Genomic DNA, 11,376 nt, shown 5'->3' with positions numbered 1-11,376 from the left:
AACTCTTCAGTTTAATCTCTGTTTTGACACTTGCGTGTCATGTCGCCCACTCAAAATACTGACCGTTACTCATTGCTGAGCAACGTTATACTTTTTGTGAACATTTGATAATTTAAGCATTCAGCACCCCGAAGGATGCTGGCACCTCATCAAACGCCCACACTTATCGACTGTTGATTGTTAAAGATCGTATTCGGTACTGCCTTGCTGCATCCGGCGAATCGTTTTGTTCGTCAGCAGCAGAGAAGTGAGATTATGCCGTGTTTCGCTTACCTCGTCAACTCATCCTTTTTCGCAGTGTGCACTCGTTGTTGAATCTCGACGGTGCGCTGCAGAAGCAGGACGCGCACTATAGCAAACGGAATATCGGCGCGCAAGCCCTCCGCGGCGCAAGCGGCGTCGATAAAGCAACAGGACGGCGGACTTTCGTCCGCCGTCCTGTCCGCTACAAGAAAGGCTAGCCTTGGAACTTGTAGTTACCCGTCACATAGACCTGGCGGCCGAGCGGATCGGCATAGCGCGGGTCATAGCCGACCTGGTGGCCAGAAGAAGCGCGCAGCGACAGCGGCGACTGCCTGTCGAGCAGGTTCTTCACACCCAGGCGCAGCGTGATCGCCCTGGTGAAGCGATAGCGTCCCTGCCAGTCCAGCAGTCTTTTCTGGTCGCAGCAGCGCCATGTATTTACAACGGCGCTTTGGAGAACAGGAATGAAACGAACACGATGGAGCAAGCGCTCGCTTGCGTGCTACATTAGCCAATAGTCGACTTCCAGCGATAGAGCCGCGGTCCAGGGCCAACCAGGAGACATGGAATGACTTATCACCTGCCGGCAACCATCGCCAGCTCGCACCGCCGTTCCCAGCATTACGGATTGCGTGCCGACGTCCATCCCGACTTCGATCCCCTGTCCGTTTCCGCCCTCTCGGCCCTGGTCGAGCAGAACCGCATGCTGTACAGCCACGCGCTGCCGGCGATGGAGACCCTGTACCAGCAGATCGCCAACACGCATAACACGGTGCTGCTGACCGATGCCCGCGGCGTGATCCTGCACTCGCTGGGCGATGCCGACTTCATGGAAAAAGCCAATCGTGTCGCCCTCACGCCGGGCGTCGACTGGTCCGAGGAGAGCAAGGGCACGAATGCGATCGGCACCGCCATCGCCGAACAGGCTCCCACCATCGTGCACGCCGACCAGCACTACCTGACGGCCAACCACTTCCTCACCTGCTCGGCCGCACCGATCGTGGACCACCGCGGCAAGGTGATCGGCGTGCTCGACGTCAGCGGCGACCGGCGCAGCTTCCACAAGCACACCATGGCCCTGGTGCGGATGTCGGCGCTGATGATCGAGAACCAGCTGTTCGCCTCCGCCTACGAGAACGCGATCACCCTGCACTTCCACACCCGCCCGGAATTCATCGGCACGCTCATGGAAGGCATCGCCTCCTTCACACCGGGCGGCCGCTTGCTGGCGGCCAACCGCAACGGCCTGTTCCAGCTCGGCCTGTCCGCGCCGGCCCTGCAGGCCCAGACCTTCAGTTCCCTGTTCGGCCTGCCGCTGTCGAGCCTCTACGATCACTACCGCAGCGCGGCGCCGGGGCTGCTCGACCTGTGCATGCACAACGGCGTGCGGGTGCGCGGCCGCGCCGAGCTGCGCCTCAAGCATGGTGTGCAGCTGCTGAACGACACCCCCGCCCTGCCCGCCCCCGCAGCGCCGGCGCGCGACATGCCCGCCGCGCCGCAGCCGCGCTCCCGGCTGCAAGCCCTGAACACGGGCGATGCCCGGCTGGCGCAGTCGATCGCGAAAGTCGGGAAGGTCCTCGGCCAGGGCGTGCCGATCCTGATCATGGGCGAGACCGGCACCGGCAAGGAATGGCTGGCCCAGGCCATCCACCAGGATTCGCCGCGTGCGCGCGGTCCCTTCGTCGCAGTGAATTGCGCAGCGATTCCGGAAGCGCTGATCGAATCCGAGCTGTTCGGCTACGAGGAAGGCGCTTTCACCGGCGCGCGCAGGAAAGGCGCCGCCGGCAGGATCATGCAGGCCCACGGCGGCACCCTGTTCCTCGACGAGATCGGCGACATGCCGCTCGCCCTGCAGGCGCGCCTGCTGCGCGTGCTCGAGGAGCGCAAGGTGATGCCGCTGGGCGGATCGCGGCAGCTGGCGGTCGACGTCGAACTGGTCTGCGCCACCAACCATGAGCTGCGCAAGCGCATCGCCGATGGCCTGTTCCGCGAAGACCTGTATTACCGCCTGAACGGCCTGGTGGTGAAGCTGCCGCCGCTGCGCGAGCGCGGCGATCTCGATGCCCTCGTGGCGACGATGCTGGCGGGCGGCACCCGGCGCAGGCGCGTGGCGGACGAGGTCCTGCACCTGTTCAGGCGCCACGCCTGGCCCGGCAACCTGCGCCAGCTCGCCAGCCTGCTGCGCACAGCAAGCCTGATGGCCGGCGACGAGGACGAGATCGGCCTGCACCACCTGCCCGACGATTTTCTCGACGAGGCGGCGGAGGCCTGCGCTGCCGTCGAAGCGCAAGCCCCGGCGACGGCCCGCACCGGGGCCGCCGGCCGGCTCGACGAACTGGAGCTGAGCGCCATCCTGCGCACCCTCGATGCCCACGGCGGCAATGTCTCCGCCGCCGCACGCGCCCTGGGGGTGTCGCGCAACACCATTTATCGCAAGCTGCCGAGGACTAGCTGACCGGCTGGCCGCGCAGCAGCGCGCACTCCTCGTCCGTAAAAAGGCGTGAGCGCGTCAGGAAGCGCCGCCCGGTGCCGTTATCGAGCGAGAACATGCCGCCGTTACCGGCCACCACGTCGATGATCAGCTGGGTGTGCTCCCAGTAGGCGAACTGCTCCTGGCCCATGTAGAAGGGCGTCCCGTCCAGGCTGCCCAGGCAGACGTCGGTGTCGCTCAGGTTGAACTCTCCCGCCGGATAGCACATCGGCGCGCTGCCGTCGCAGCAGCCGCCGGACTGGAAGAACATCAGCGGTCCGTGACGCTGCCGCAGCTCGCCGATGAAGGCGAGTGCGGCCGGCGTCGCGGTCACGCGGTCGACTGGCGTGACCATGGCGGTCCTCAGAAGAAGCCGAGCGCCTTCGGGCTGTAGCTCACCAGCAGGTTCTTGGTCTGCTGGTAGTGCTCGAGCATCATCTTGTGGTTCTCGCGGCCGATGCCCGACTGCTTGTAGCCGCCGAAGGCCGCGTGCGCCGGGTACAGGTGGTAGCAGTTGGTCCACACCCGGCCCGCCTGGATCGCGCGGCCGACGCGGAAGGCGCGGCTGCCGTCGCGCGTCCACAGGCCGGCACCCAGGCCGTACAAGGTGTCGTTGGCGATGCGCAGGGCATCGGCTTCGTCCTTGAAGGTCGTGACGGAGACGACCGGGCCGAAGATCTCTTCCTGGAAGATGCGCATCCGGTTGTCGCCCTTGAACACGGTCGGCCGCACATAGTAGCCGCCGGACAGGTCGCCCTCGTGGGTGGCGCGCTCGCCGCCGGCCAGCACCTCGGCGCCTTCCTGGCGGCCGATGTCGAGGTAGGACAGGATCTTCTCGAGCTGCTCCTGCGAGGCCTGGGCGCCGATCATGGTGTTCGCGTCGAGCGGATTGCCGGCCTTGATGCTCTCGACCCTGGCCAGCGCGCGCTCCATGAACTTCTCGTAGATCGATTCCTGCACCAGCACCCGCGACGGGCAGGTGCAGACCTCGCCCTGGTTCAGCGCGAACATCGCAAAACCTTCCAGGCACTTGTCGAAGAACTCGTCGTCAGCCGCCATCACGTCTTCGAAGAAGATGTTCGGCGACTTGCCGCCCAGCTCCAGGGTCACCGGAATCAGGTTCTGGGCTGCGTACTGCATGATCAGGCGGCCGGTGCCGGTCTCGCCGGTGAACGCGATCTTGGCGATGCGCTTGCTGGACGCGAGCGGCTTGCCGGCTTCCAGGCCATAGCCGTTGACGATGTTGATCACGCCGGCCGGCAGCAGGTCGGCGATCAGCTCCATCAGCACCATGATCGAGGCCGGGGTCTGTTCGGCGGGCTTGAGCACCACGCAGTTGCCGGCCGCCAGCGCCGGTGCCAGCTTCCACACGGCCATCAGGATCGGGAAGTTCCAGGGGATGATCTGGCCGACCACGCCCAGCGGCTCGTGGAAGTGGTAGGCATAGGTCTCGTGGTCGATGGTCGAGATCGCGCCCTCCTGGCTGCGGATGCAGCCGGCAAAGTAGCGGAAGTGGTCGATCGCCAGCGGGATGTCGGCCGCCATGGTCTCGCGGATCGGCTTGCCGTTGTCGATGGTCTCGGCGGTCGCGAGCATCTTGAGGTTCTGCTCCATGCGGTCCGCGATCTTGTTCAGGATGTTGGCGCGTTCGGCGGGCGAGGTCTTGCCCCAAGCCTCCTTGGCGGCATGGGCGGCATCGAGCGCGGCGTCGATGTCCTCCGCGCTCGAGCGCGCCACCTCGCAGAAAGGCTGGCCGGTAATCGGCGTCACGTTGGCGAAGTACTCGCCCTTCACGGGTGGGACGAAGGCCCCGCCGATGAAGTTGTCGTAGCGCTGGCGGAAGGGATTGGCAACGCCGAGTTTGCTGATGTCTGCAAGATTCATGTCATCCTCTGGTTTCGTTGTGGTTGTGTGGAACCCCTACTCTCGCAAGCGCCATGCCAGCCCTCGGGCGGCATCGCCAAGAGGGGAAGACGTGAACAAGGCCGGCCGGAGCTGCGCCACCTGGTGTGACACCTGCTCCAGATTGACACAGTGCGAATGAGCAAGCGGACAACGGGATTCCCGTCCGGCAGGTATAGTTCGTGCCGGAATAACGGAGAAAAGATGAAACGTCACACCCTTGCTTCGAGCGTCATCGCGGCGCTGTCCGCTACCTATATGCCGTTCGCCCTGGCCGATGCCGACGCGAACGCGGCTGTTCCGGTCGTCGTGGTGACGGCCAGCCGCACCGAACAACTCAGCTTCGACCTGCCGGCCTCGATCGACGTGATCGGGGCCGACCGCATCGGCGCCGGCCAACCGCGCGTCAACGCGTCCGAGGCCCTGTCCGCAGTGCCGGGCCTGGTGGCGGCGAACCGCCAGAATTATGCGCAGGACCTGCAGATCTCTTCGCGCGGCTTCGGTGCCCGTTCGGCCTTCGGCGTGCGCGGCGTGCGCCTGATCGCCGACGGTGTCCCGGCCACCATGCCCGACGGCCAGGGCCAGGCCGCCACCTTCGACCTCGACCTGGCCGAACGCATCGAAGTGCTGCGCGGTCCCTTCTCTGCCCTGTACGGCAACCACTCCGGCGGTGTGATCCAGCTGTTTACGCGCGAGCCGAAAGCTGCGCCGGAAGTCGAACTGAACGTCAGCAGCGGCAGCTACGGCAGCCGCAAGACCGACCTGAACGCGAGCGGCAGCGCCGGCGGCGTCGGCTACCTGCTGGACGCTTCGCGCTTCGACACCGACGGCTACCGCAGCCACAGCGCGGCCCGGCGCGACCAGGCCTATGCCAAGCTCACCTTCGCGCCGAGCACGACGAGCAAGCTGACCCTGGTCGCCGGCGCACTGAACCAGGACGATACCCAGGATCCGCTCGGCGCCACCTGGGCCACCTGGCAGCGCGACCCGCGCGCGGGCGAGATCGATACCAGCGATCCGCGCACGCCGCAGCGCACCTTCGCCGAACGCTATGACACGCGCAAGAGCATCGACCACCAGCAGCTGGGCGCGACCTGGGAACAGCGCTTCGGCAGCGACCGGCTGCGCGTGACGGCCTATGTCGGCAACCGCCGTGTGATCCAGTACCAGGCCTTTTCGCAAGCCTTCCAGGCGCCGCCCAGCCATTCGGGCGGCGTGGTCGACTTCCAGCGCGACTTCCACGGCATCGACGCCAACTGGACCATGTCCCGTCCCCTCCTCGACGGCACGCTGCGCTCCACCGTCGGCATCGAGGCCGGCGCTTCGAACGACGACCGTACGGGCTACGAGAACTTCGTCGGCACCCAGTTCGGCGTGCAGGGCCGCCTGCGCCGCGACGAGAAGGACGAGGTCAAGAACCTCGATCCCTACGCACAGTTCGAATGGGAGCGCGGCCCCTGGGTGCTGAGCGCCGGCCTGCGCCACAGCCGGGTCGATTTCGACGTCGAAGACCGCTATCTCTCCAACGGCAACGACAGCGGCAGCGTCAGCTACCGCCACACGACGCCGCTGCTCGGCCTGCTGTACAAGATCAACCCGGGCCTGAACGTCTACGCCAGCGCGGCGCGCGGCTTCGAAACCCCGACCCTGAACGAGGTGTTTTATTCGGGCCTGGGTGGCGGCTTCAATTTTTCGCTGGCGCCGGCCCGGAGCACCCACCTGGAATTCGGCGTGAAGGCCATGCCACTCGACGGCGTGCGCATCAATGCAGCGGTGTTCCAGGTGAAGACCAGCGACGAACTCGTGGTCGACAGTTCGTCGGGCGGGCGCACCAGCTACCGTAACGCCAGCGCGACCCTGCGCCAGGGCGGAGAACTGTCGCTGGACGCCGAATGGCGGCGCAACTGGAACGCCAGGCTGGCCCTGAGCGTGCTGCGCGCCGTGTACGACGAGGGCTTCGGCAGCGTCCTCGCGGGCAGCCGCCTGCCGGGCGTGCCGAACGCCAGCCTGTACGGCGAATTCGGCTGGAAGGACAGCGCCGACCGCTACGGCGCCGCGTTCGAGACCATCGCCAACACCAGGATGTATCCGGACGACGCCAACCAGGCCAATCCGGCGCCGGGCTACATGATCGCCAACCTGCGGGTGCAGGCGCAGCAGCAGCTCGGCTCCTGGCGGCTGAAGGAGTATGCGCGCGTGAACAACCTGTTCGACCGCAACTACATCGGCTCGGTGATCGTCGGCGACAGCAACCGCCGCTATTACGAAGCCGCGCCGGGCCGCAACTGGGTGCTCGGCGCGAGCATGCAGTACCGTTTCTAGGCGGCGGGGATGTGCACGCCGGGGTAGAGGCGTGCCAGCACGTCGTCGACGACCCTGACGAGCAGGCCGTACAGGCGTCCGGCGTCCTTCTCCTCCTGCGTGCGCACCTCCGCCCAGAAGCGCTCCGTATCCGGGCAATGCGCCTGCAGGGCCTCCTCCACCGCCGCCTGCCAGAACGGCGGTGCCTCTCCTTCGACGAAATTCCCGCGTCCACGTCCGAAGTGGGCGACCGCCAGGTAGCGCAGGATGCTGCCGACCATCAGCGTGCGCAGGAAAGGCGGCGCGAACTGCACCGTCGGGTGATTGCGGTCGGTGGTCGTATTGAAGCCCCAGGCCGCGCCGGCCATCGTCAGCGCACCGACGATCGCCCCCAGCAGTGCGCCACCACCCAAGGTCAGGCCGCCGGCCATCAGGTCGGCCGAGAGTCCCGTCGCCGCGCCCGAGACCACCGCGCCGAGCAGGCCGGCCTGGGTCTTGTCGAGCGGCGCACGGACCTTGAAGTTGTCGCGCACCCGCGCATTGATGCGGGCCGCCTGGCCGGGATCGAGACGGTGCAGGGTCAGCAGGCGCGTGGTCGACTGGGCGATCCTCTCTTCGAGCCGCTCGACCAGCCGCGCCATCGCCGCTTCCTGGCGGCGCGCATCGGATTTGCCGAGACGGACCGCCTTCAGTGCCGACTGCAGCAGGCCGCCGTTTTCCTCGGGGACGGCTTCGCTGTCGCGCGCCGCGGCCGCCAGCTGCCCGGCGGTGATGCGCAGCGAGTCGTGGTAGCGGGCCAGGTTGTTCGCCTCCCAGGCCGCGCGCAGGCGGCCGTAGCCGGCGCGCTTCGGTTCCGGGACCAGTTTGCCGACGGCTTCGTAGAACACGTGTTCGTGCACCCAGCAGCGTGCGAAGGCGTCGAGGGCCAGCACCTCGCGCACGACCGGGTACTGGTCGAGGTGCTGCTTCCATAGCGCCTGCTCGGCCTGTTCCTCGGCCGACGGCCGCGGCGGCCCGAGCTGGTTGAGCAGGACCACCACCGGTTTGCCGAGCCACTCCAGGATGCGCATCTCGGCCGGCAGGTAGCCGGCATCGCGCGGATGCTCGCTCGAATTCACCAGGTAGAGCACGACGTCGGCCTCGTCGCGCGCGGCGCGCAAGGCGTGCTGGCTGAGCCAGAACGGACGGTCGCGGTAGCGGTCGAAGACCTCGCGCAGGAACCAGCCGATCGGATTCCCCGACATCGCCAGCCGCTTGAGCAGGCGGACCGAGTCGCCGAAGCCGGGTGTGTCCCACAGCAGCAGGCTGTCGCCCTGCTCCGTGGTCTGCAGCACGTGGGCTTCCGAGAAGGTCGTGACGTGGGCGGCGTCGCGCACCTCGCCGACGTCCATGCCGACCAGGGTGCGCGCGAGCGTGGTCTTGCCGTTATTGGTATGCGAAACGAGCGCGAACTGGACCTTGACTCCCTCGCTCATCGTACCCCCGTCGCGGCGGCATGGCCTTGACTGCCGGCCGCGTACTTTTCAGGCTGCAGCAGGTTCACGATGGTCACCGGCACCTGGTGATAGGTGCAGAACTGCCGCCACAGGGCGGTGCGCTCGGCCAGGCGCGCATCGACGCCGTCCTGGCTCATCGCACGTTCGGTCAGCGCCGATTCGTCGACCAGCGCACTGACGCCGCCGGGCAGCTGGCGCGCAATCGCGGCCAGCAGCGCGCCGTGGTTTTCCTGCTCGGGCGTGGCGGCCAGGCTGAACAGGACTGCGGTCACGGTCGCGTCGACGGTGTCCGGGCGCAGCTCCTGCAGGACGGCTTTCGGATCCTCGCCGTAGGGCAGCGAGGGCCGCAGCATGACCCGGGTCTGCTCGCCGAACATGGCGGCGGCGATTGCCGACAGGCCGCGGTCGCGGCGTTCGTCGAGCGTGAAGCTGTACGGGAGCACGCGCAGGGTCACCGGACCGCGGCCGGCGCCGATGTGGTCGGCGAGTTTTGCGTAGTAGGGCTGCTGCAGGTCGAGCGGAAAGCGCCGCGCGAGGCGGGATGCACGCCAGCCGGCAAACAGGAACAGGACCAGGCGCGGCAGGATCACCACCAGCAGCAGGGTCGCGGCATACAGGTGGACCCAGCGCGCGCCGCCGGCGCTCGATGGCTCCTGCACGAAGCGCAGGGCCTGGATGTCGGCGACGCTGAAGCCTTCGATCGGGAACAGGAACAAGGCCGGCGCGAACAGCCAGGACAGCAGCGCGTGCACCTGGCTGGCGTCGAGGAAGGTGCTCTCCCAGCCGGCGGCGTACTGCGTCAGCAGGCCGCGCGCATACAGCGAGATGATGGCCCCGAGCGCGAAGGCGGCGGCCGACAGGTGGACCGTGCGGCTCAGGCGCGCGTGGTTCAGCTTCCAGGAGAGCTGGGTCCAGTCGAGCGCGTACTCGCCGAGGGCGGCCGCGAGCGGCGCCGGCAGCTTGCGCGGCAATCGTGCCTTGCCGACGCTGAGCCTGCGCATCCACTCGGGCCCGACCCATCCCGTGCGCTTCGAAGGAACCAGGAGCCAGGCCAGCAGGATCACATAGACCAGCAGGTTCCAGCCGATGATCAGGAGGAGCGGCGCCGACAGCAGGTCGACGCGGTGCGGATCGGCGATGTGGTCGATGACGGCGCCGGCAATCAGTGCGAGCAAGGGCAGCAGCGCCGACAGCATGGGCAGCAAGGGGCGCCGGTTCAGGAAAGTGCGGAAAGCGGGGGTGCGCTCGGCGAGGCGCTTGAGGATCTGCTCGGAGCGCTGCTCCAGGAAATGGTCGAGCGTGAGTTCCGACTTGCTGTCGGCTGCGGACCACTGCGCGAGTTCGCGCGCGCTGCGGCTGGCGTACATGCGGTCGTCGTCGCTCAGGACTTCGTGTTTGATATCCGCGGTCTCGATGGCGCGGACCAGGGTGACCTTCCTCGCAACCTGTTCTTTCATGCTGTTTGCCTTGATGGTTAGACAACAGCTGCATTGTGCCGCAAATCGGTACGGGTCGACGGATTGCAGGACCAGAAAGCGGTTTCAGGCACGCAGAAAAGATCTGTTGTGTCAACAAACAGCTGTCATCGTACCCTGGCTGACTGCCAAGGTTATAGGGACAAGCCGTACGGGCAATTAGTATCGGTTAGCTTAATGCATTACTGCACTTCCACACCCGACCTATCAACGTCCTGGTCTCGAACGACCCTTCAAGGAGCTCAAGGCTCCGGGAAATCTCATCTCAAGGCGAGTTTCCCGCTTAGATGCTTTCAGCGGTTATCTCTTCCGAACTTAGCTACCCGGCAATGCCACTGGCGTGACAACCGGTACACCAGAGGTTCGTCCACTCCGGTCCTCTCGTACTAGGAGCAGCCCCCTTCAAATTTCCAACGCCCACGGCAGATAGGGACCAAACTGTCTCACGACGTTTTAAACCCAGCTCACGTACCACTTTAAATGGCGAACAGCCATACCCTTGGGACCGGCTACAGCCCCAGGATGTGATGAGCCGACATCGAGGTGCCAAACTCCCCCGTCGATATGAACTCTTGGGAGGAATCAGCCTGTTATCCCCAGAGTACCTTTTATCCGTTGAGCGATGGCCCTTCCATACAGAACCACCGGATCACTATGTCCTACTTTCGTACCTGCTCGACTTGTCGGTCTCGCAGTTAAGCACGCTTATGCCATTGCACTATTAGCACGATGTCCGACCGTACCTAGCGTACCTTCGAACTCCTCCGTTACACTTTAGGAGGAGACCGCCCCAGTCAAACTGCCTACCATGCACTGTCCCCGACCCGGATYACGGGCCAAGGTTAGAACCTCAAACAAACCAGGGTGGTATTTCAAGGATGGCTCCACGAGAACTGGCGTCCCCGCTTCAAAGCCTCCCACCTATCCTACACAGATTGGTTCAAAGTCCAATGCAAAGCTACAGTAAAGGTTCATGGGGTCTTTCCGTCTAGCCGCGGGTAGATTGCATCATCACAAACATTTCAACTTCGCTGAGTCTCGGGAGGAGACAGTGTGGCCATCGTTACGCCATTCGTGCAGGTCGGAACTTACCCGACAAGGAATTTCGCTACCTTAGGACCGTTATAGTTACGGCCGCCGTTTACTGGGACTTCAATCAAGAGCTTGCACCCCATCATTTAATCTTCCAGCACCGGGCAGGCGTCACACCCTATACGTCCACTTTCGTGTTTGCAGAGTGCTGTGTTTTTATTAAACAGTCGCAGCCACCAGTTTATTGCAACCCTTTCACCCTTCYRCAGTAAAGYRGTCAAGCTACCGGGGCGTACCTTATCCCGAAGTTACGGTACCAATTTGCCGAGTTCCTTCTCCCGAGTTCTCTCAAGCGCCTTAGAATACTCATCTCGCCCACCTGTGTCGGTTTGCGGTACGGTCTCGTATGACTGAAGCTTAGAGGCTTTTCTTGGAACCACTTCCGATTGCTTCGCAG

The 11,376-nt window shown here is 65.1% G+C and carries 7 protein-coding genes and 1 rRNA gene; 2 read left to right on the top strand and 6 right to left on the bottom strand.

From position 1 onward, the window contains the following. Positions 1-457: 457 nt before the first annotated feature. On the bottom strand, positions 458-730 hold the full coding sequence (locus AC1DOQ_RS26595) for a hypothetical protein (protein ID WP_477371314.1): 273 nt from the start codon (positions 728-730) through the stop codon (positions 458-460). An 81-nt stretch (positions 731-811) separates the two neighbouring features. Here AC1DOQ_RS26595 and AC1DOQ_RS26590 point away from each other — a divergent pair, with 81 nt between their 5' ends. After that, positions 812-2,698 carry a sigma-54-dependent Fis family transcriptional regulator gene (locus AC1DOQ_RS26590; RefSeq protein ID WP_477371311.1) on the top strand — a complete coding sequence of 629 codons (1,887 nt, stop codon included), beginning with the start codon at positions 812-814 and terminating at the stop codon, positions 2,696-2,698. Here the strand turns inward: AC1DOQ_RS26590 and AC1DOQ_RS26585 are convergent. Together AC1DOQ_RS26585 and adh are read right to left on the bottom strand one after the other, a co-directional pair. Next, positions 2,691-3,068, bottom strand: coding sequence for a DUF779 domain-containing protein (locus tag AC1DOQ_RS26585; RefSeq protein WP_477371308.1), 378 nt, complete (start codon positions 3,066-3,068; stop codon positions 2,691-2,693). The genes AC1DOQ_RS26590 and AC1DOQ_RS26585 overlap by 8 nt on opposite strands. Positions 3,069-3,076: 8 nt before the next feature. Then, positions 3,077-4,597: an aldehyde dehydrogenase gene (adh, locus tag AC1DOQ_RS26580; RefSeq protein WP_477371305.1), complete on the bottom strand. Its 1,521-nt coding sequence runs from the start codon at positions 4,595-4,597 to the stop codon at positions 3,077-3,079. Between the two features lie 222 nt (positions 4,598-4,819). Between adh and AC1DOQ_RS26575 the strand changes: the two genes are divergently transcribed. Beyond that, the gene (locus AC1DOQ_RS26575) at positions 4,820-6,937 is read left to right on the top strand and encodes a TonB-dependent receptor family protein (protein WP_477371302.1); all 2,118 of its coding nucleotides are present in this window, start codon (positions 4,820-4,822) and stop codon (positions 6,935-6,937) included. On the opposite strand, the gene AC1DOQ_RS26570 is transcribed toward AC1DOQ_RS26575, so the two are convergent. From AC1DOQ_RS26570 to AC1DOQ_RS26560, 3 genes are all read right to left on the bottom strand, one after another. Then, on the bottom strand, positions 6,934-8,391 hold the full coding sequence (locus AC1DOQ_RS26570; protein ID WP_477371299.1) for a GTPase domain-containing protein: 1,458 nt from the start codon (positions 8,389-8,391) through the stop codon (positions 6,934-6,936). The two genes, AC1DOQ_RS26575 and AC1DOQ_RS26570, sit on opposite strands and share 4 nt — an antisense overlap. Continuing rightward, positions 8,388-9,869: a DUF2868 domain-containing protein gene (locus tag AC1DOQ_RS26565; protein WP_477371296.1), complete on the bottom strand. Its 1,482-nt coding sequence runs from the start codon at positions 9,867-9,869 to the stop codon at positions 8,388-8,390. The genes AC1DOQ_RS26570 and AC1DOQ_RS26565 overlap by 4 nt, the downstream gene beginning before the upstream one ends. 156 nt (positions 9,870-10,025) lie before the next feature. Further along, positions 10,026-11,376, bottom strand: a 23S ribosomal RNA gene (locus tag AC1DOQ_RS26560); the annotation flags it as partial.

It is taken from the genome of Massilia sp. 01N417 (assembly GCF_056399645.1).
Note: the sequence above shows the minus strand (reverse complement) of the source record. Positions and strands in the feature narration are given on the sequence as shown.

Coding starts and splice junctions, on each gene's coding strand:
- AC1DOQ_RS26585 (WP_477371308.1), bottom strand. CDS start 3,068: ATGGTCACGCCAGTCGACCGCGTGACCGCGACGCCGGCCGCACTCGCC.
- AC1DOQ_RS26565 (WP_477371296.1), bottom strand. CDS start 9,869: ATGAAAGAACAGGTTGCGAGGAAGGTCACCCTGGTCCGCGCCATCGAG.
- adh (WP_477371305.1), bottom strand. CDS start 4,597: ATGAATCTTGCAGACATCAGCAAACTCGGCGTTGCCAATCCCTTCCGC.
- AC1DOQ_RS26590 (WP_477371311.1), top strand. CDS start 812: ATGACTTATCACCTGCCGGCAACCATCGCCAGCTCGCACCGCCGTTCC.
- AC1DOQ_RS26575 (WP_477371302.1), top strand. CDS start 4,820: ATGAAACGTCACACCCTTGCTTCGAGCGTCATCGCGGCGCTGTCCGCT.
- AC1DOQ_RS26570 (WP_477371299.1), bottom strand. CDS start 8,391: ATGAGCGAGGGAGTCAAGGTCCAGTTCGCGCTCGTTTCGCATACCAAT.